This is a genomic window from Paenibacillus rigui, assembly GCF_002234615.1.
GTDB classification, from domain to species: Bacteria; Bacillota; Bacilli; order Paenibacillales; family NBRC-103111; genus Paenibacillus_S; species Paenibacillus_S rigui.
Genome location: NZ_NMQW01000002.1, coordinates 435512 through 457129, shown reverse-complemented (window position 1 = coordinate 457129; position 21618 = coordinate 435512). Strand labels below are relative to the sequence as shown.

Annotated in this window: 16 protein-coding genes and 1 pseudogene; 13 read left to right on the top strand and 4 right to left on the bottom strand. The window is 49.3% G+C overall.

What is annotated here, in order from left to right; genetic code table 11:
* Positions 1 to 352 precede the first annotated feature (352 nt).
* From CF651_RS02685 to gyrA, 9 genes and pseudogenes are all read left to right on the top strand, one after another.
* Complete coding sequence (locus CF651_RS02685; RefSeq protein ID WP_094013266.1) at positions 353 to 2218, top strand: ABC transporter ATP-binding protein; 1866 nt, start codon at positions 353 to 355, stop codon at positions 2216 to 2218.
* Positions 2219 to 2250: 32 nt separating this feature from the next.
* Entirely contained in the window at positions 2251 to 4068 is a 1818-nt protein-coding gene (locus CF651_RS02680) for an ABC transporter ATP-binding protein (protein ID WP_245855672.1), read from the top strand.
* 290 nt (positions 4069 to 4358) lie between these two features.
* Positions 4359 to 5258: pseudogene (locus tag CF651_RS02675) on the top strand (G5 domain-containing protein); the annotation flags it as partial.
* Positions 5250 to 5669 (top strand): M23 family metallopeptidase, encoded by a 420-nt coding sequence (locus CF651_RS33345; protein ID WP_425436191.1) that lies wholly within the window; start codon positions 5250 to 5252, stop codon positions 5667 to 5669. The pseudogene CF651_RS02675 and the gene CF651_RS33345, both read left to right, overlap by 9 nt.
* Positions 5670 to 5844: 175 nt before the next feature.
* Positions 5845 to 6672, top strand: a complete 828-nt coding sequence (locus CF651_RS02670) for a GDSL-type esterase/lipase family protein (protein ID WP_094013263.1) — start codon at positions 5845 to 5847, stop codon at positions 6670 to 6672.
* A gap of 25 nt (positions 6673 to 6697) precedes the next feature.
* On the top strand, positions 6698 to 7675 hold the full coding sequence (locus tag CF651_RS02665; RefSeq protein WP_245855640.1) for an ABC transporter ATP-binding protein: 978 nt from the start codon (positions 6698 to 6700) through the stop codon (positions 7673 to 7675).
* Complete coding sequence (locus CF651_RS02660; protein WP_094013261.1) at positions 7668 to 8660, top strand: ABC transporter permease; 993 nt, start codon at positions 7668 to 7670, stop codon at positions 8658 to 8660. The genes CF651_RS02665 and CF651_RS02660 overlap by 8 nt, the downstream gene beginning before the upstream one ends.
* 71 nt (positions 8661 to 8731) lie before the next feature.
* On the top strand, positions 8732 to 10708 hold the full coding sequence (gene parE, locus CF651_RS02655; RefSeq protein ID WP_094013260.1) for a DNA topoisomerase IV subunit B: 1977 nt from the start codon (positions 8732 to 8734) through the stop codon (positions 10706 to 10708).
* Between the two features lie 7 nt (positions 10709 to 10715).
* Complete coding sequence (gyrA, locus tag CF651_RS02650; protein WP_094013259.1) at positions 10716 to 13151, top strand: DNA gyrase subunit A; 2436 nt, start codon at positions 10716 to 10718, stop codon at positions 13149 to 13151.
* Between the two features lie 29 nt (positions 13152 to 13180).
* Here the strand turns inward: gyrA and CF651_RS31865 are convergent, their stop codons facing one another.
* Positions 13181 to 13369, bottom strand: a complete 189-nt coding sequence (locus CF651_RS31865; RefSeq protein WP_144029004.1) for a hypothetical protein — start codon at positions 13367 to 13369, stop codon at positions 13181 to 13183.
* A gap of 204 nt (positions 13370 to 13573) precedes the next feature.
* Between CF651_RS31865 and CF651_RS02645 the strand changes: the two genes are divergently transcribed.
* On the top strand, positions 13574 to 13981 hold the full coding sequence (locus CF651_RS02645; protein ID WP_094013258.1) for a MarR family winged helix-turn-helix transcriptional regulator: 408 nt from the start codon (positions 13574 to 13576) through the stop codon (positions 13979 to 13981).
* Between the two features lie 316 nt (positions 13982 to 14297).
* Here CF651_RS02645 and CF651_RS02640 read toward each other — a convergent pair whose 3' ends face one another.
* From CF651_RS02640 to CF651_RS02630, 3 genes are all read right to left on the bottom strand, one after another.
* The gene (locus CF651_RS02640; RefSeq protein ID WP_094013257.1) at positions 14298 to 14993 is read right to left on the bottom strand and encodes an RluA family pseudouridine synthase; all 696 of its coding nucleotides are present in this window, start codon (positions 14991 to 14993) and stop codon (positions 14298 to 14300) included.
* Between the two features lie 3 nt (positions 14994 to 14996).
* Positions 14997 to 15860, bottom strand: a complete 864-nt coding sequence (locus CF651_RS02635; RefSeq protein ID WP_094013256.1) for a class I SAM-dependent methyltransferase — start codon at positions 15858 to 15860, stop codon at positions 14997 to 14999.
* A gap of 141 nt (positions 15861 to 16001) precedes the next feature.
* Positions 16002 to 17144, bottom strand: coding sequence for a peptidylprolyl isomerase (locus CF651_RS02630; protein WP_094013523.1), 1143 nt, complete (start codon positions 17142 to 17144; stop codon positions 16002 to 16004).
* A gap of 222 nt (positions 17145 to 17366) precedes the next feature.
* On the opposite strand from CF651_RS02630, the gene glgB reads away from it, so the two are divergent.
* The 3 genes from glgB to glgD are packed head-to-tail and all read left to right on the top strand — an operon-like array spanning position 17367 to position 21583.
* Complete coding sequence (gene glgB / locus CF651_RS02625) at positions 17367 to 19298, top strand: 1,4-alpha-glucan branching protein GlgB (RefSeq protein WP_094013255.1); 1932 nt, start codon at positions 17367 to 17369, stop codon at positions 19296 to 19298.
* Positions 19299 to 19303: 5 nt separating this feature from the next.
* Positions 19304 to 20467, top strand: coding sequence for a glucose-1-phosphate adenylyltransferase (locus CF651_RS02620; protein WP_094013254.1), 1164 nt, complete (start codon positions 19304 to 19306; stop codon positions 20465 to 20467).
* Between the two features lie 15 nt (positions 20468 to 20482).
* Positions 20483 to 21583: a glucose-1-phosphate adenylyltransferase subunit GlgD gene (gene glgD / locus CF651_RS02615; protein WP_094013522.1), complete on the top strand. Its 1101-nt coding sequence runs from the start codon at positions 20483 to 20485 to the stop codon at positions 21581 to 21583.
* Positions 21584 to 21618: the final 35 nt, after the last annotated feature.

The window sequence follows — 21618 nt, the reverse complement described above, 5'->3', positions numbered from 1 at the left end:
GGGTTTACATTTGGCTGAATTTGGCATCATTCGGGAGAAATAAGTGGATTGTATATCCTTTTCGTGGAGATACGGGGATTTTTATCGTTAGAAGGATGATTATGGAAGGGTCGTTTGTTGCCGCACCTAAGGGATGGTGATAATATTCAAAAAAGCGAACGCTTTCGAGTGCAGAGCCACTGCACCGAAAGCCATTTTTGCTTTTACAGCGTTTTAAATGTTCAAGAAGCCAGTTTTTGCTGGCGCAAAAACTCAGTTTATGCTTACGAAGTAGTTTTGCCAAAAGGCAAAACTCACAGCAACAGCTTACGAAGCCAGTTTTTGCTGGCGCAAAAACTCTTAGGAGGGTCCCATGGAAGTTTTCAAACAACTGAAAGAGTTTTACTGGTCGGAGAAGAAATACTTGTTCGGATCGATTTTCTGTCTCATGACCGCCACAGCCTTAGGCTTGGTGTATCCGAACCTGCTGCGTTATTTGATTGACGATGTGATATCAAAACAAAATTTTTCCGTGGTGCCTTCCTTGTCTTTACTGGTAGTAGGGGTTGTCAGCTGTAAAGCGCTATTTCAATTTTTGCATGGTACGTTAAGCGGTAAATTGGGAAACAATACGGCGTTCAATCTCCGGAATGCGCTGTACAAAAAGCTGCAATACCTTTCCTTTCAATATTACGACCAAGCGCGGACGGGGGATTTGATGTCACGTCTCACGGCCGACTTACAAGCGGTGCGGGATTTTGTCGGATTCGGCTTTGTTCAAATTTTAAACGTTTTCATGATGTTTACCTTCGGCACGCTGATGATGTTATCGATTAACTGGAAGCTCACGCTTCTCACCATGCTCACGATGCCTTTTCTCGTGTTTACAGCGATCCGCTTTGAGAGTAAAATTCATCCAGCCTTTCGTTCCATCCGCAAATCGATGAGTACGATGACAACATCGGTTCAGGAAAATATAACGGGGGTACGGACGGTGAAATCGTTTGCCAGGGAGCCTCATGAGATCATTAAATTTGCCGAGCGCAATGAAGATTACAAGGAAAATAATGTGACGACCTCCGGCATTTGGGCCAAATATTTTCCGCTCATGGAGCTCTTTGCGAATTTAAGCGTCGTGCTTCTGCTGGGGATCGGCGGTTATATGGTGATCCAGCAGAAGATCAGTCTGGGCGAGCTCGTTGCTTTTTTCAGCCTGATTTGGTACATTATCGGTCCGTTATGGGGCATAGGTTTTCACATTAATAACTTTACGCAGTCGAAGGCGGCAGGCGAGCGGGTTCTCGAAATACTTCACCAATATGTGCATGTCAAGGATAAGGAGAAGGCAATTGCGCTTTCTGCGGATCAAGTAAAAGGGCATGTCCGGTTTGAAAACGTTACATTTGCTTATACGGATAAGCAGCCTGCACTGCACAAGTTTGAATTGAATGCTCCGGCAGGCTCCGTTATTGGGCTGCTCGGGGGGACAGGATCGGGGAAATCTACCGTGATTCAACTGCTGCTTCGGGCCTACAATGTAAAAGAGGGACGCATTCTTTTGGATGGCCGGGATATTCGGGATGTGACACTGGAAAGCCTTCGTGATCAGATGGCCATCGTATTCCAGGAGACGTTCTTATTCTCCTCGACGATCCGCAATAACATTGCTTACGGTGTACAAAATGTTTCAATGGAGCAGATTGTGGAGGCGGCTAAGCTGGCTAAAGCGCATGACTTTATTATGGAGCTGCCCCTTGGGTACGACACCATTGTCGGGGAGCGGGGCATGGGGCTTTCGGGCGGTCAAAAACAGCGGATTGCAATCGCAAGAGCCTTGATCAAAAATCCGAAAATATTAATATTGGATGACGCGACAAGCGCGGTCGATATGGAAACGGAACATGAAATACAGCAAGGGTTCCAGGAGGTTATGGCAGGGAGAACGACCTTCATCATCGCCCACCGAATTTCATCCTTGCGGCATGCTGATGAAATTATCGTACTTGACGAAGGCCGCATTGTGCAGCGGGGCACACACGAGCAGCTGATGCAGCAGGAAGGTCGCTATGTCGAAACGTACAAAATTCAGTTTGCCGATACGCCGGTAGCTGCTGCGGAGCATGAGTCAGGAGCGCTGCAGACGGATCGGGAAGCGGATGTACCGATACCGGATCAGGAAAAAGCTGCAGGGCAGGTGGCCGCAGCGCGTCATGCCAAAATAAGGGGGTTCGCACAGTGAGTCGAACGGAGCAAGCTAACCAATCAAGCCGGCTGAATGTAGAGGAAGGCGGGCAAACGGGAAAACGGTTCGTCTATCAAGACGATGAGGTATTGGACAAAGAATTTGATTGGAATCAGGTCAAGCGGCTGGGTCATTATTTGAAGCCTTATTCAAGACAAATGCTTCCTGTCATCATCATCATGATGGTTGTTGGTGCTTTAACGAAGCTGATCAATCCTTTGCTGATTGCATTTGCGATTGACCACGCCCTCAAGGAAGGCAATACGCGGCTGCTGCTGCTCTGCGTAGCAGGGATGTTAGGTTTGTATCTCATCCAGTGGGCCGCTAATAATTATCGGATTCGTTATACCAACAACATTGGTCAAAAGGTCATCTATGATTTAAGGCACGATTTATTCAGTCATATTCAGCAGTTATCGTTTAAATTTTTTGATAAACGTCCTGCAGGGTCCATTCTGGTTCGGATTACAAACTATGTCAACTCCTTACAGGACTTGTTTACGAACGGTGTCGTCAACCTGATGATTGACTGTGTTCAGTTGGTTGGGATTATACTTATCCTGCTCTTTTATAATATTAAGCTGGGTACCGCCATTATCGTTACGGTTCCCGTCATGTTCCTGATTTCGACCAAGCTGAGAATACATATCCGCCGCGCGTGGCAGCTGGTCCAAACCAAACAATCGCGCATCAATGCGCACTTGAATGAATGTATTCAGGGGATCAAAGTCACACAGGCTTTTACGCAGGAAAAAGAAAACATCGATTTTTTCCATGACATGAATATGGATAATCACAAATCATGGAATCGGGCGACGATGCTCAATCAATCGTTCAATCCGATTATTGAGGTAACCGGTGCGGTAGGGTACTGTATTTTGTTCTGGTTCGGGGCGTATTTGATTCAGCAAGGCGAGATTACGGTAGGTCTGCTTGTTGCGTTTGCTACCTATATCGGTCACTTCTGGGAGCCTATTAACCGGCTTGGGCAAATGTATTCTCAAATGCTCATTGCCATGGCTTCGTCGGAGCGTATTTTTGAATTCATTGATGAACAGCCAAATGTGGCTGAAGCGTCGAACGCGAAGCTGCTTCCGCGGGTACGCGGGGACATTGAGCTGAAGCAGGTAGGGTTTGAGTATGAGCCGGGCCGACATGCACTGAAGGACATTCATCTTAAGGTACAGGCTGGGCAATCCATCGCTCTCGTCGGTCATACAGGATCCGGGAAGAGTACGATCATTAACCTGTTATGCCGGTTCTATGACATCACGAGTGGAAGCATAACGATAGACGGTCATGATATCAGGGATGTGACCATTCCGAGCTTGCGCTCGCAGGTCGGGATTGTGCTTCAGGATACATTTATTTTCTCGGGCTCGATTCGCGATAATATTCGGTTCGGACGGTTGGATGCTACGGATGAAGAAATTGAATTTGCAGCCAAAGCCGTCAGAGCGCATGATTTCATCGTTAACCTTCCGCAGGGCTACGAAACGGAGGTTCAAGAACGCGGGAACGTGCTGTCTATGGGACAACGGCAGCTCATCTCCTTTGCACGTGCTCTGCTGGCCGATCCGCGTATTTTGATTCTGGATGAAGCGACAGCCAGTATCGATACCGAGACCGAGCTGAAAATTCAGGAAGCGCTGAAAACGCTTTTGGCAGGCAGAACTTCCTTCATCATTGCACATCGCTTGTCAACGATTCGTAATGCAGACAAAATTATCGTTCTGGATCACGGAACCTTAATGGAAGAAGGAAACCATGACGAATTAATGCGGTTAAATGGCATTTATTACGGTCTGATCCAGGCCCAATATCGTTTTTTACGCGAAGTTGGCTAGTCTCACAAGCTCCCCCTCACGAACCCATGGAGAGGCGCCTTGGAAGGCGTCTTTTTCTATGTGGCAAGGATGGTGATATTCGAAGACTAGCTCGAATAGACTACAGAGTATGAACTTCAAGCATGCAACGCGCACTTGTATGATTCCGTCCGCAGCCTTCAGAGACGATAACCTCGAGGAGGCTCGGCTTATCCATAAATATCCACCGACATACCGGTAAACGGGAGGCTCACGTGGAACATTTAACAAGCTGGAAAAAGGACAAGTGGCTCATCGTCGGCGCAAGCTTTATGACCGTTCTCGCTTTACTCTTCAGTGCCCTGTATTATTATATGCTTCAGCATATGGTGACTCGATATCATGTATGGGTCGGCACGGAAAGGGTCGGTGTCGTCAGCAGCCCTGGAATCGTTGAGGAATGGCTGCGGCTCAAGCAGGAGCAGGTAAAGCAGCAAAATCCTGAAGTGCAAACAAATGTTCTCATTGGTGATTTGCATTATATCACGGAGCAAGCTTATAAAGCAACTTATGATAACGAAGCCATAAAGTCGGCATTGGAGCAAAAAATAAGGATTGTGCTTAGTGGGATACAAATACGTATTGACGGCAAACCGCTGGGACAAGTGAAGGACGAATCGTCCGCTCTTCAGCTTCTGGAACAGTACAAACGAAAGTTCGCTTCAGGAGAAGACGTGGTATCCGCGGAGTTCACACAGAACATTGAGCTGGCGCCAGTAGCCTTGAATGCTGGTCAGATCTCTGGCAATGAGGAGCTGCTGGATAAAATTGAGGCGGGAGCCGCCCAGCCGATCCGCTATCAGGTACAGAAGGGCGACTGTCTTTCCTGTATTGCCCACAAGTTTCACGTTACGCAGCAAACCATTTATGAGCTGAATCCAAGTTTGAAGGGAACGTTAATTCGGGCAGGAGATGAGCTGATTCTTTCAGAGATCCAGCCGCTGCTTACTGTGAAAACGGTTCAAAAACGGACGGAAACGAAAGAGATCCCATTCGATACCCAATACGTCGATGAGCCTGAGCTAAAAGAAGGCACAAAGCAGGTAATGACACTTGGTGAAAACGGCCTGAAGCAGACGACTTATTTGACAACAAGGATGAACGGAAAATGGGTAGAAGAGCAAGCGGAAAACGAAACGATTGTTCGACCGGCTGTTCAAGCGCTGGTAAAAAGAGGAACAAAAGTCATTCCGGGTGTCGGTACAGGCTCCTTTGCATGGCCTGTCTATCAGGCGAAATTAACAAGTGAATACGGAAAACGATGGGGGACATTCCACCCTGGGACGGATATGGTTTCGGAGCAAAGTGCGATTCTGGCGGCAGACCGGGGAAAAGTCATATTTGCCGGCTGGAAAAGCGGTTATGGAAATTGCATCATTATTGACCATCAAAATGGGTATAGTACACTTTACGGACATATGAGCCAAATCCTTGTGTCTGACAAGGAAGCAGTAGAAAAAGGAGAAAAAATCGGCATCATGGGCAGAACAGGCAATGCCACAGGAGTGCATCTGCATTTTGAGGTTCGCGTAGGAGAAAGACAGGAGAACCCGCTGCGCTTTCTTAGGCCGTCCGCAGAGTAGGAACGTATACAATTACATAGAAAATAGCGCCGGGATCGCATGTCGATGACCGGCTTTTTTGAGCGCAGTCACTCATCCCGGTCAGGTCGGAAATTTGCAAATGAAACCATAAAGCGATACTCTAAAATGGATGCAGAAGCAGATGTCGAAAGATGGAAAATGAGGAGGAGTCTTCTTGCTGTCAACGCGTTTTTTATGGCGAACCGTTGGTTCGGCCGCGTTACTATCTACGCTGCTGTGCGGCTTCGGGTTCGTCTATGGGGTCAACCAGATCATGTTTCCAAAGGCAGTGACGCCGCCGGCTGATACGGCTCCCCCAACGGAAGCAGCTAAACCGAAAGAGTCGTCTTTAGCGGCCAAGGACAAGATTCAAATCGTTGCGCTTGGCGATTCGCTCACAGCGGGAACAGGCGATTTATCCGGCCGCGGTTATGTTGGCCAGGTGAAGGAAAAACTTGAGAAGCAATGGGGCAAGCCTGTTTTTATTTTTAACAATTTTGCAATCCCCGGCTTTAAAACTTCCGATGTGCTCGCAGATATGGATGCCAAGAAGGATATTGGCACAGCATTGGCGCAGGCGGATCTTATTTTGCTGACGATCGGGGGCAATGATATTTTCGCAGGCGGACAAGGTGTTTTTTCCGGTGAAGCGGGAGAAGGGTTTAACACGACGGAAGCGGAGCAGCGCGTTCCGGCAGCGATGAAAAGACTGGAGCAAATTTTGGATCGTGTCGCCAAGCAGAACCCGAACGCCGTTATTTGCTACGTAGGGCTGTACCATCCTTTTCTCGATTTGGATACGAAGAAAGAGGGATCTCTTGTCGTGCAAAAATGGAATGCTGCGGCATTTGAAATTGCCAACCGCTACCCGAACATGGTCATCGTGCCGACCTATGATTTATTTGAGCTGAACCTGAACAAGTACTTGTACACGGATCATTTTCATCCGAATCAGGACGGCTACGAGAGAATCGCAGAGCGTATCGCTCAAATCGTGAAGTAACCTGAACTTAGGAGAGATGCGGGAGATGACAATTCGGAACGGACAAGCCGAGGTCGTGCTGTCGGTCAGCAATGTGAAGAAAAAAATTAAAAATAAAGAAATTATTAAAGGGATTTCCTTTGATGTATATGCAGGAGAAATATTCGGTTTTCTAGGTCCGAACGGCTCCGGCAAAACAACTACAATACGCATGCTTGTGGATCTGATTGCACCGACGGAAGGCTCCATTACGATATGCGGCTATGATGTGCACAAGAATCACAATCAGGCGCTGCAATATGTTGGCTGCATTGTGGAAAATCCGGAGCTATATGCTTATCTAAGCGGTTGGGAAAACCTGGAGCACTTTGCCCGTATGCTGCCCGGGGTATCGGATAAGCGGATTGCAGAGGTTGTGAATATTGTCGGTATGGATGAGCGCATTCACGATAAAGTGAAGACGTACTCATTGGGAATGCGGCAGCGTCTCGGCATTGCGCAAGCCTTGTTGAATAGTCCGAAGCTGCTTATTCTTGACGAGCCCACCAACGGATTGGATCCTCAGGGCATCAAGGAAATGCGCGAATTTATTCAACAGCTGGCAAAGACAGGCTTGAGCCTCTTCGTGTCCAGCCACTTACTCAGCGAGATACAGCAGATGTGCGACAGGGTAGCTATTATCACAAGCGGTGAAGTGATTAAGGTGGGTAAAGTGGAGGAGCTGATGGACGAAGCGGCAAGCAGGGTCATTTGGCGTGTAACCCCGGTGGATAAGGCGCTGCAGCTGATGAGGGAGCAGGGGGAAGTGCAGGTGCTGGATGTCATGGCTAGCTCCTCAGACCTGGAAGAGGTGCACTCTCAAGCGGCACTTCACGAAATTGTTACACAGCTGAATTCCGAGCTTATTCCGTCGCTCACCAGGCAGCTGGTGCAGTCTGGAGTGGAGCTGTACGGCGTGGAAACAAAGAGTCCTACGCTGGAGGATTTATTTTTGAGCTTGACGGAGGGGAAGCGAATTGGTTAATTTATATCCGTTGGTCCAAAATGAATGTATCAAAATTATTAAAAAGAAACGGCTGCTGGTTGTCCTGCTCATATTGGCTGCACTTATTCCGATGTTTACCTATGCCCAGATGAAAGTATCGCAAAACAATCTGAAGCAGTTCGGTACGTCCGACTGGCGAGCGGAGCAGCGGCAGAAAATTGTCGATTATACCAGAAGCATTGGCAGCGCCAGGGTTCCTGAGGAATGGAAGCAGTTCCGAAGGGTCGAAGTGATGCTGGCCCAATATTATTTGGATAAAGATGTGAATCCGGCGGCGCCGAACGGGGTAACCTTTACTAGAGAATTCATAAAAAACGCTGTCGGGCTTTTTATCCCGCTGATGGTGATGGTCGTTGCATCTGATCTCGTGTCTTCGGAGCATACAACCGGGACGATTAAGCTGCTGCTTACCAGACCTGTTCCCCGATGGAAGGTGCTGATGAGCAAGCTGATCAGTCTGATCCTTTTTACATCGTTAATCGTCATCAGTACGGCGTTGCTATGCTACCTGATATCAGGGATTGTCTTCGGGTATGGAGGCTGGGACATGCCGGTGTTTTTCGGCTTTAAAATCGTAGGCACGGAAGTGGATACGAGCTTTGTCCGGCCCGTCGACCAATGGCTGTATCTCATCATGGAATTCGGGTTGGTTTGGTACTCGGCTTTGATCGTCGCGGTCATGTCGCTGATGATTTCTGTTCTGATCCGCAGCACGGCGGCCGGGATGGGATTGATGCTGGCAGTGCTTATTTCCGGCACAATTTTGACAAATATGGTATCATCCTGGGAAACGGCAAAATATTTATTTATGGTCAATTTGAGGCTGACCGACTATTTGACCGGAAGCCTGCCGCCCATTAAGGGCATGGATTTGCCGTTCTCTTTGGCGGTCTTGACTATATGGGGAGGACTCTCCATCCTAGCTTCTTTTGCCGTCTTCACGAAAAAAGATATATTGAACTAACAGCACGAGATGTTATAATGCACAATAGAACTAGAGCTTAGAGAGAGCTTCATGATTAAGGGGAGGCTGCGATGGCGGAACAAGTCGATTTGTTTGCTAACACAACAACCACGCGGACGGATTACGACGCTGACGACATACAAGTGCTTGAAGGGCTTGTGGCGGTTCGAAAAAGACCGGGGATGTACATAGGGAGCACCAGCACGTCTGGGCTTCACCATTTGGTGTGGGAAATTGTAGATAATGCCGTCGATGAGCATTTGGCCAAATTTTGCTCGAAAATTGACGTGATCATTCATAAAGATCAATCCATTACGGTACAGGATAATGGCCGCGGTATTCCAACGGGGATGCATAAAACGGGTATCCCGACGCCGCAGGTTGTGTTTACGATTTTACATGCCGGAGGCAAATTCGGCGGCGGAGGATACAAGAAATCCGGGGGCTTGCATGGCGTAGGGGCATCCGTGACCAATGCCTTGTCCGAGTGGCTTGAGGTTCAAATTTACCGTGACGGTAAAATTCACCGCCAACGGTTTGAATATTGGGTAGATGACCAAGGTGTCGAGCATGTCGGTGAACCGACTACCGGACTTGAAATCATCGGCAACACGAGGCAGACCGGTACGAAGGTTACGTTTAAACCGGACAAAAGAGTATTCCAGGGCGGAACGGCGGTGAATTACGATACGCTGCTGGAGCGCTTACAAGAAATAGCCTTCTTAAACTCGGGGCTGCAGGTGACGATAAAGGACGAGCGTGCGGACAAGCAGGAGTCGTTCCAATACGAAGGCGGCGCGAGCCAGTTCGTCCAGTTTTTGAACGAAGAGAAGTCCGTTCTCCACGAAGTCATTCACTTTGTGGCGGAAAAGGACGATATTGAAGTCGAGGTTGCGCTGCAATATAACGACGGGTATACCGAAACGCTCGTCTCGTTCGTCAACTCGATCCCGACACGGGGCGGCGGTACGCATGAGACCGGATTCAAAACCGCTTATACGCGGGTAATGAATGATTACGCCCGTAAAACCGGTGTTTTGAAAGAAAAAGATAAAAATTTGGACGGCCAGGATTTACGCGAAGGCATGATGGCTGTCATTAATATTAAGATGGGCGAGGTCGAGTTCGTCGGGCAGACGAAGGATCAGCTCGGAAGCGCGTCCGCGCGAAGCGTAGTCGACTCCATCGTGTCTGACAAAATGGCTGTATTCCTTGAGGAAAACCCTCAAACCGCGCAAATGATCATGAAAAAAGCGGTTCAATCGGCCAAAGCACGCGAAGCGGCGCGCAAAGCCAGAGAGGAAGTGCGCAGCGGCAAGAAAGGCAAAAGCGAAAGCTCCAACCTGGGCGGTAAGCTGACGCCGGCACAGTCCAAGGATGCGACGAAGAACGAGCTGTTTATCGTCGAAGGGGATTCTGCGGGAGGATCGGCCAAGCAGGGCCGTGATTCCAAGCATCAGGCGATACTGCCTTTGAAGGGAAAGCCGATGAATCCCGAGAAGTCCAAGCTGATTGACATCATGAAAAATGATGAGTACAAAGCGATTATCGCTACGATAGGCGCCGGAGTAGGACCTGAATTCGACGTTAGCGAAAGCAATTACTCGAAGATCATCATTATGACGGATGCCGATACGGATGGCGCGCATATTCAAGTGCTGCTGCTGACCTTCTTCTACCGTTACATGAAGCCGCTTCTGGATGCCGGCAAAGTATACATTGCTCAGCCGCCGCTGTTTAAAGTAACGAAAAAAGCCGGCAAGAACAGCACGGTTCAATATGCCTGGACGGATGATCAGCTGGAAGCGGTCGTCAAGGAGCTTGGCAACAAAAACATCGAGCTGCAGCGCTATAAAGGCTTGGGTGAGATGAACCCGGATCAGCTGTGGGAAACGACCATGGATCCGGCCACGCGCACGCTGCTTCAGGTGCAGATTGAGGACGCGGCCAAAGCCGAACGGCGCGTATCTACGCTCATGGGGGATAAGGTAGACCCGCGTAAGCGTTGGATTATCGAGAATGTCGACTTTACCGAGTTCGAGGAGTAGATAAATCGTGAGCATATTGGAAAGCTTTTTACCCGCTTTTTTAGAAGAAATTGTCGGCGACCGGTTTGGTCGTTACTCCAAATATATAATTCAAGACCGCGCGATTCCCGATGTGCGGGATGGCTTAAAGCCGGTGCAGCGGCGTATACTTTACGCAATGTACGATGCGGGGAACACGCCGGACAAGGGGTACCGCAAATCGGCAAAAACCGTCGGTGACGTGATGGGTAACTACCATCCGCACGGTGACGCTTCCATCTATGACGGCATGGTGCGGATGGCTCAGCCCTGGAAGATGGGGCACATGCTGATCGACGGCCATGGTAACTGGGGGTCACAGGATGATGATCCGCCTGCGGCGATGCGTTATACGGAAGCCCGCCTATCGGAAATCGCGATGGAGCTGCTGCGCGACATTGAGAAGCGCACAGTACAATTCAAGGATAATTTCGATAACACGACAAAGGAACCGGTGGTTTTGCCGTCCCGGTATCCGAATCTGCTTGTCAACGGCGTCAGTGGGATTTCTTCCGGCTTCGCCACGGAAATACCGCCGCACAATCTCCGTGAGGTCATTGATGCCTGTATTGCTTTAATGGATCGCCCCGGCATGGATGTCGAAGAGCTGATGCAGGTGGTCAAAGGACCGGACTTCCCGACCGGCGGTATTATTATGGGCTCGGATGGCATTCGTGAGGCATTCCGTACCGGTAAAGGTCGGATTTATATCCGGTCCCGCACGGAAATCGAAAATGTCCGCGGTGGTTTGCAACAAATCGTGATTACGGAGATTCCTTATCAAGTCGTAAAATCCCGTCTTGTGACGGCGATGGAAAATATCCGGCTGGAGAAGAAAATCGAAGGCATCTCGGTCGTACGGGACGAAAGCGGGCGCAACGGTTTGCGGATCGTAGTCGAATTGAAGCGGGATGCCGATGCACAGGGGATTCTTGCGTATTTGTTCAAGAAAACCGATCTGCAGGTAACCTATAACTTCAATATGGTCGCCATCGTCAATAAAACGCCTAAGCAGCTCGGGATCAAAGAAATTTTGGAAGCCTACATCGCTCACCAGAAGGAAGTGGTCACTTACAGGACCCAATTCGATCTCGCGAAGGCGGAGGATCGTGCGCATGTACTGGAAGGCTTGGCGAAGGCTCTTAACATTCTGGATGAAGTGATTGCAGCGATTAAGGCTTCCAAAAACCGCCAGGATGCACAGAACAACCTCGTCGCCCAGTTCGGCTTTACCGAACGGCAGGCGGATGCTATTTTGACATTACAGCTTTATCGTTTGACGAACCTGGAGATTCATTCCATTGAGAAAGAATTGAAGGACGTTCAGAAAACGATTGCGAATCTGAGAGCGATTCTCGGCAGTGAAAAGAAGCTGATGCATGTCATCAAGGATGAATTAACAGAAATCCGCGCTAAATACGGCATCGAACGCCGTTCCGATATTCAGGACGAAGTGGAAGAGCTTAAGGTTAACCTCGAGGTTATGGTGACCGCGGAGGATGTATTCGTTACTTTATCTAACGAAGGCTACATCAAGCGCACCAGTAAGCTGTCTTTTACCCGCTCGGGCGGGGAAGTGGAGAAAACCGGCTTGAAGGAAGGGGATTTTGTCCGCTACCTTCTGGAGGTGAATACGCTTGAGAACCTGATGATCTTCACCCAGAAGGGACAATACTACTTATTGCCGGTTCATCAGGTTCCGGAATACAAGTGGAAGGATAACGGGACGGCGATCGTCAACGTCATTCCGATTCCTAAGGATGACCGCATCGTCAATGTCATTCCGATCAAAGATTTTGATGAGCCAGGAAAATCACTCGTCTTCATCACGAGAAGAGGCCAGGTCAAGCGTACGGAGCTGAAGGAATATATGACCAATCGTTCCAACGGTATAGTGGCTTGTAAGGTTGGGGAAACCGATGCTGTTCTCGATGTGAAGGTAAGTAAGAATGATCAGGATATTATGCTGATCACCAAGCTTGGCAATGCGATTCGTTTCCGGGAGGACGAAGTCAATCCGATGGGACGCGCAGCGGCAGGTGTTCGCGGGATTCAGTTGAAGGACGAGGATGAAATCATCAGTGCCGAATGGATCGGCAGTGAAGAGGGCGAATTGCTCGTCATCTCCGATCTCGGTTACGCGAAGCGTTCCCTCATCCTTGACTATCCGGTACAGGGAAGGGGCGGCAAAGGGATATTTACCTTTGAATTCCGTGATGGCAAACGGGTAAAGCCTAACGGCAGCGCACTTGTAAAAGCCTTTGTCGTGAAAGAGGAAATTTTAATTACGGCTGTCCTGCAAAGCGGTGAAAGAACGTCCTTCTCATCAGAGAAAACACCGATAGAGCAGCGGAAATCCACCGGAAGACAAGTGGTTCCGGTAACGAAATCGGATTTGATTCAAGACATCCTGAAGTCGGATTAGCCGCACGCACCAAGGCTGCTTAAGCTGACTTAATCGTAGCTGTTATACTCGGGCTCCATCGACTCAAGCAATTGAAGAAATAATTCCAGAACGGCCCATACTGGCATCGGTTCATCGAGCTTCTCGAGCCAGCGTGGGTCGTTTATTATGCCTTTCTCCAATGCCCTTTCCCCTATATGCTGTTTCCACGCTTCCATCGCCGCATCACTCCATTTCAAATATTGACAAGCTCCGCCACTGGTTATTTGCCCATACTGCATTATATGTTGAATGGAGTCAAACGTGCCTGATTTTTATCGGTTAATGTCTTAAAATATTTACGGTATTAATCTTTAAACTGTTCGAAGACGATGGTATAATAAGGAAAGCGCAACTCGTTATGGAAAGTCCGTAGGACAAGTTAAATACGGGAGTGATGGGCTTTGATTACTCAAGAATTTGCGAAGCTGTGGTGGAAGCTGTCCAAAGATTTACGTCATCATATGGAGACGGAGCTGGCTCCGACGTTGACAGAAGGGCAATTGACTGTACTTGAGCTGCTCATGAGTCAGGAGAGGATGAAACCATCCGATTTCATCAGTTTTCTGGCGACAACCCCTGCAGCGATTACCACATTACTGGATCGTATGGAGAAAGCGGAATTGGTCATTCGAGAGCGGGACGAGAAGGATCGCAGAATTGTATGGGTTTTGGTTACCGACAAAGGGAAAGAGGAATGCCAACGGGGCATTCAAATTAGAGAACGCTTTCTGCAAAATTACTTGAGTCGCATATCGTCTCATAACCAGCAGCTGTTGGTGTATTTGCTAGGGAAGGTTGCCAACGCATAATCATATGCTAGAGGAACGGTATACATACTATAAATAACAATCAGCTGGTGAGGCTGATCCGTGAAATGAAGGCCCTCATTAGCCGTAGCGCTATAGAGGGTTGTTCTATGTGCAGGACTATCAACGGTCCGGCTTTGGTTTACAACGCAGGATAGATTAATTGAAATGGTCTTGTGCAGATATCAGTCCATCCGTGCCCCGCTTTCAACAGAGGAGAGCTTGCGTAGAAGCGGAACATTCCAAAAACAGCCTTCCTGTCAGTTGTTCACGCTGACAGGCAGGCTGCTTCTATTGCGGGGGCTAAATGCAATTGGTTCTATGATTCGCCCCATAAAAACCAAGGGTACGCCTTTGGAGGCTTGGACGTAAAGCTGAGCGTCTCTTTGGTCGTAGGATGCTCGAAGCTGAGCTCAGTCGACCATAAGGCAATCTGCTGTCCGGGCTTGGTCAAATGTGCCCCATAGCGCTGATCTCCGACCAGAGGGCAGCCGATGGAGGCGAATTGCACGCGGATTTGATGCGGTCTGCCTGTGTGCAGCTCTACTCGGACAAGCGAGAGTCCTTCCAGGTGATCGGTCACCTGGTAGTCCAGAATCGCTTCCTTGGCACCCGGTTTGCCAGGAGGGACGACCGAAACCATGTTCGTCTTGGCGTCCTTCAGCAGGTAGTGCTTCAGCGTGCCTTGCGGCTGCTTGGGCTTGCCGTTCACGACGGCAGTATAGATTTTACGGATGCTGCGCGTGCGCACGGCATCCGAGAGGCGGCTTGCGGCCTTCGATGTCTTGGCGAACACCATCACGCCGCCGACGGGCCTGTCCAATCGATGGACCAGGCCCAAATACACGTTGCCGGGCTTTCCGTGCCGGTGCTTCAAATCCTGCTTGATCATCGTCAGCAGGTCGGGATCGTGCGAGTCATCCTCCTGTGTCGGTACATTAACGGGCTTGACGACCACGATCACGTGATTATCCTCGTACAGCACCTCGATGGAAGGGAGAGAGACTTGCGCCATGGCCTAAGCCTCCCAACGACCCAGGATGCCGCAGGGCAGCATCAGCTTCGATGCGGTGATGGGCAGCCCGATTTCTCCGCATGTAATATTGCCGCCATGAGCTTTGCCCATCGACATGGCAAGAATATTCTTCAATACGGTGGCGGAAATCCCGGTTGTGTAGGAGTTGATCAGCATAAACAGAGGCCTGTCCGACATAATTTGCATGCACGATTCCACAAAAGGATACAGATTCGTTTCCAGCTTCCAGGTTTCTCCGTTCGGTCCGCGCCCGTAGGAGGGGGGATCCATAATAATGGCATCATATTGACTTCCGCGGCGCTGCTCGCGCTGTACGAATTTGAATACGTCGTCCGTAATGAAACGAACGGGACGGTCCCCGAGACCGGACAGCTGCAAGTTTTCTTTGGCCCACTGGACAACCCCCTTGGAGGCATCCACATGTACGACCTCCGCACCTGCAAAAGCGCACGCTACACTGGCTCCGCCTGTATAGGCGAACAGATTCAGTACCTTGATTTTGCGGCCGGAGCCCTTAATTTTATCGATCATCCATTTCCAGTTGGCCGCCTGCTCCGGGAACAATCCGGTATGCTTAAAGCTGGTCGGTTTAATATGAAACGACAGCTTATCGTAGCTGATCGTCCAGCGCTCCGGGAGATCCTTCTTATACTCCCATTGTCCGCCGCCGCTGGAGCTTCTATGATAATGAGCATCGGCAGTCCGCCATTGCCCGGTTTCTTTGGCAATTGGCCAAATGATTTGCGGGTCCGGCCGGCGCAGCACAATATTACCCCAGCGCTCCAGTTTTTCTCCATCGCCCGTATCAATTAATTCGTAATCTTTCCAATCGTGTGCAGCAAACATGAACTAACCTTCCTTCTAACGTTTTACCGTTGATCTTGTCTTCATAATATCAATACCACATTTTACACTAATTATGGACGTTATGCCATGTGAGGGCAAAAGAAAAGACCGGAACAGGTTCCGGCCCTTACGCACTCGTGATTATTTGGGTAAATCGACTTTCGTCATCAAGGATGGTACTTCCGTGGACATAAACTTTTGGACGAGCTCGGTTTTCAAATTCGCTGCGATCTCCGCTTTGCTGTCCTCAAAGGAAACGTTGCTTCTGGATTCTACACGCATAATGTGATAGCCGTAATCGGTTTTGACCGGATCGCTGATCTTGTTCAGCTCAAGCTCGATCGCCGCCTTCTTGAACGGCTCAACCCAATCGGTCACCGCGGCGTTCGTGTACAAACCGCCATTATCCTTGGAGCCAGGATCCTCGGAGTACTGCTTGGCCAAAGCGGCGAAATCCTCACCGTTTTTCAGCTTATCCTGAATTTCCTTCACTTTCTTGTCGAGCTCCTCTTGAGTTCGGGTATTGCCTTTGTCGTCCTTCAATTGAATCAGGATGTGGCGAACCGAGGCGCGAATGAGGCTCTCATCTTTACTGCTTACTTTTTGATCGTAAACGGCTTTGGCCTTTTCGTCGGTCACCTGGCCTTTAAACCAAAGGTCGGAGCCCATCGCCAGCTCAAGATAGGAGCGGTAATCCGCTTCCGTCAAACCGCTTTTCCCAAGCAAGGACGAGAGCGTCTGGCCGTCTGTTTCGACATTTTTTTTGACGGCGTTGATTTGATTATCCACTAATGCGGGTAAGGAATTTCGTTCGTCCTCTGTTAAGCGGGCTGCGGACAAGCGGTAGCCGACCAGCTGATCGATAACAAACTTCTTGTATTCGGCTTCATTTTCATGCTGTGCATAGCTCGGGTATACTAACCCAAGCACAGATACGAATTTTTGATATTCGCCCAAGGTTACTTGGCCGCCTTGATATGTAGCAATGACAGCCGACAAATCCACCTTCTTGCCGACCCAGATCGTATCGGTATCGCCGTCCCACTGCACTTCTTTACCCAAAGCTTCCGAAACGAAGCGAAGCGGTACATACGTCGTACCATTGTACACGAAGCCTTGCCCCTGCTCGGCGGTCGGAGATTTCTCAGTTCCGTCAAACATATATTTGAGGTTTTTAAAATATACTTCAATTTGTGTCCCGGCTCCATTGGCAAATGCTACGGATCCTGTCAGCATGACACCTAGCGACAGCCCGAGCACGAGCCCTTTTACTTTATCATTCACTTGCTTCATTCCTCTCAGGGTAGTTTCCTAACCCTTATTCAATTCCACCTAAATTGACAAATTCCTGCAATCTGCACAGCCTTGTTTGCTGCACAATTTGTAGAAAAAACACTATTTTCTGAATTGCCGAAGAATTTGGATAAAACAAGAGGAATTTGAGGTCCGGTGTAGTATTTGTCTTTATGAGACCAAAAAATTGAGCAAAAAGGGGATGTTTAACAGATGATGAGTGTAATCCCCGGTTCTCAAGACCTTTACCTGTTTCACGAGGGGAGCTTGTTTCAAAGCTACAAGGTGATGGGGGCGCATTTTACCGAGCATGAGGGCGTCCGTGGGGTCCGTTTTACCGTATGGGCACCACATGCCCGCGAGGTTCGGGTCATCGGTGATTTCAACTTCTGGAACGGAAGCGGCCACGTGATGAACCGGGTCAGTACCTGGGGCGTCTGGAGCTTGTTCGTGCCCGGAGTGAAGGATGGCGAATACTACAAATACGAAATTGTCACCACGCACGGAACATTGGTGTGGAAGGCCGATCCGTATGCATTTTATTCGGAGCTGAAGCCGGGTACCGCTTCCCGCATCTATGAGTTGAACGGCTATGAATGGAAGGATCAAGCGTGGCAGGCCGGCAAGCAGCAGCACTCTTCTTACAACCGCCCGATGAATATTTATGAAGTGCACATGGGGACGTGGAAAAAGAAGGCGGAAGGCGAATACTATACGTATCGCGAGCTTGCTGACGAGCTCATTGATTATGTCGCACACATGGGGTATACCCATATCGAGCTGATGCCGTTGGCGGAGCATCCGTATGACCGTTCCTGGGGTTATCAGGCAACAGGGTACTATGCCGTAACGAGCCGTTTCGGGACCCCGAAGGATTTTATGTATTTCGTGGATCGTTGTCATCAGACGGGAATCGGCGTCATTATGGATTGGGTGCCAGGTCATTTCGTGAAGGACGATCACGGCCTTCGTCAATTCGACGGACAGCCGCTATACGAGTACAATGATCCGCAGCGTGCGGAGAAGCCCGAGTGGGGGACGCTATCCTTTGACTTCACCAAGCCCGAAGTGATCAGCTTTTTGATCTCAAACGCTTTATTCTGGTTGGACATGTTTCATATTGACGGGCTGCGGGTAGACGCAGTGGCGAGTCTGCTGTACCTGAATTTCGGCAAGCCCCGCGAGCAATGGATTCGCAATGCGCACGGAGGGGACGAGAACCCCGAGGCCATCGAATTTTTGAAAAAGCTGAATCAAACCGTGTTCGCTCAGTACCCTCAGGTGCTGATGATGGCGGAAGATTCCAGTGATTGGCCGCTGGTTACGGCTCCGGTATATGCCGGAGGACTAGGATTCAATTATAAGTGGAATATGGGCTGGATGAACGACATGCTGAAATATATGGAGATGGACCCGCTGTTCCGCAAAGGGAGCCATAACCTGCTCACGTTCTCGTTTATGTATACCTATTCCGAAAATTACGTGCTGCCTCTATCCCATGATGAGGTGGTGCATGGCAAAAAATCGTTATTAAATAAAATGCCCGGTGATTACTGGCAAAAATTTGCTAATCTGCGTGTGCTGTACGGCTATATGATGGGGCACCCCGGCAAAAAGCTCCTTTTCATGGGCGGCGAATTCGGCCAGTTCGATGAATGGAAGGATCTTGAGGATCTGGAGTGGGAGATGCTCGGCTACGACAGCCATCGCGGAATGCAGTATTATGTCCGGGATTTAAACCATTTATATTTGCAAGAGAAAGCGTTATGGGAGCTTGACCATCAACAGGAGGGCTTCTCCTGGATTGACGCTGATGACAGCAGCCAGAGCATCACATCTTTTATACGAAAATCAAGCGATCCAGATGATTTCCTGATTATCGTGTGCAACTTTACTCCAGTGACCCATATCGGTTTTCGTATTGGCGTTCCGAGAGCGGGGGAATATATTGAACGGTTCAACAGCGACATTCCGGTATACGGCGGTTCCGGCCAGATGAATACAGGGCCTTTGAAAACCGAAACTTTTTCATGGCATTATCAGCCATACAGCGTCCGGATGACGATTCCCCCCTTGGCAACCGTCATATTGAAGCCATCCAAGCTTCGTCGTAAAGCGAGCACCGCAAAAAGAGAAAGGGGATAGGACCCATGCGTAAAAAAGAATGTGTAGCCATGCTGCTCGCGGGTGGCGAGGGGAGAAGGCTGGGGGTTTTGACAAGCAAGCTGGCGAAGCCTGCAGTACATTTTGGCGGTAAGTACCGCATCATTGATTTTACGCTTAGCAATTGCACGAATTCAGGAATTGACACGGTCGGCGTGCTGACGCAGTATCAGCCTCTGGTCTTGAATACGTATATCGGCATTGGAACCCCTTGGGATTTGGACCGTAAAAACGGCGGCGTCACGGTGCTTCCTCCTTATATGGAGCAAAAGGGCGGAGACTGGTACCGGGGAACAGCCAATGCCATTTACCGCAACATTTCATTCATCGAGCAATACGACCCCGAATATGTGCTGGTTATATCCGGAGATCACATTTATAAAATGGATTACGACCAAATGCTGGACTTCCACAAAGCGAAGGATGCGGATGCAACGATTGCAGTCATCGAGGTGAAGTGGGAGGAGGCAAGCCGATTCGGGATTATGAGTACCGATGAGAATGAACGGATTACCGAGTTTGCCGAGAAGCCGAAAGAGCCTAAGAGCAATTTGGCTTCCATGGGAATTTATATTTTCAACTGGAAGGTGTTGAAGGAATATTTGACCAAGGATGATGAAAATCCCGATTCCAGCAAAGATTTCGGTAAGGATGTCATTCCTCTGATGCTGAACGATCAGCTGAATATGGTTGCTTACCCTTTTCAAGGCTATTGGAAAGACGTTGGTACCATTGAGAGCTTGTGGGAAGCGAATATGGATTTGCTGGAAAGCGAGCCCGAATTCAATCTCAATGACCGGGAATGGCGCATTTATTCGGTGAATCCGTGCCAACCCGGGCAATATGTAGCGCCTACCGCACAAATTAAGCGTTCGCTTGTGAATGAAGGCTGCTGCGTATTCGGCGAAGTGGATCATTCCGTTTTGTTCTACGGCGTGGAGGTCGGCGAGGGAAGCTACATTAAGGATTCCGTCATCATGCCGAATGTGCGCATCGGGAACAACGTAAAAATATATAAGGCTATCATCGGTGAGGGTACGGTGGTGGAGGATGGCAGTATCATCGGTCAGCCGGAGGATCAGCCGAACATCATATTGATCGGCAGCAACGAGCACATTACTATGTCTACCATGGCAAACTTGAAAGGGTGAGTTCTTATGAAACGGATGATGGGCGTTATTAATCTGGTCAACGAGCCGGATGATTTGGAAGAGCTTACCTATTCACGCTGCGTTGCATCCGTACCTTTCGGGGCGAGATACAGGCTGATTGACTTTACCTTGTCCAATATGGTCAATTCGGGTCTTGAGAACGTAGCGGTATTCACCCAGCACAAGTACCGTTCCTTGATGGATCATCTCGGCTCGGGCAAGGAATGGGATCTGGACCGCAAGAGGGGCGGCTTGTTCTTATTGCCGGCTGTACTTCATGAAACGACAGGGATGTCGCGCGGGGACCTGTTTCAGTTTTACAGCCACCGGGATTACTTTTACCGGGCGCGTGAGGAGTACGTGGTCATTTCGCGAAGCCATATGATATGCAATATCGATTTGAACGATGTGCTCGACTATCACCTGGAGAAAAACGCTGACATTACTGTCATTTATAAGCGTGCGGAGGAAGAGGAATTCGCCAGGTTCCGCCGTCTTGCGGTGAAGGATGACGGACAGGTAACCTTGATGGAGGATCATTCGGGGCGCCTGCGTACGGACAATATTTCAATGGAAATGTATGTCATGAGCAAAGAGCTGCTGCTGGATATGGTCGAGTCCTGCCTGGCACAGGGCTATGATCATCTCGTACGTGACGGGATTATGAAAAATATCGGCAAGCTGGGCGTATACGGTTACCTGCATGAAGGGCATACGGGCATTGTGAATACGATTCAGAGCTATTACAAGCACAGCATGCAGCTATTGAACCCGAAGGTATGGCGCGAGCTGTTCTTCCAGAAAAACCTGATCTTCACCAAGGTAAAGGACGAACCTCCGGCCAAGTATACCGACAATGCTCATGCCCGCAACTCTCTGATTGCCAACGGCTGCATCATTGAGGGAAAGGTCGAGAACAGCATTTTGTTCCGCGGTGTCAAAATTCGCAAGGGAGCGTATGTGAAGAACAGCATCATCCTGCAAAACTGCGAAATTGAAGAAAATGTCATTATCGAAAACGCGATTTTGGATAAGGATGTATTCATCAGCCGCGGGCGGGTGCTTACCGGTGATAAGCAAGCCCCGTTTATCGCATCCAAAACGAAGGTAATATAGTAGAGAGACTTGCGTGCCTGAGGCTGATTTCTGGA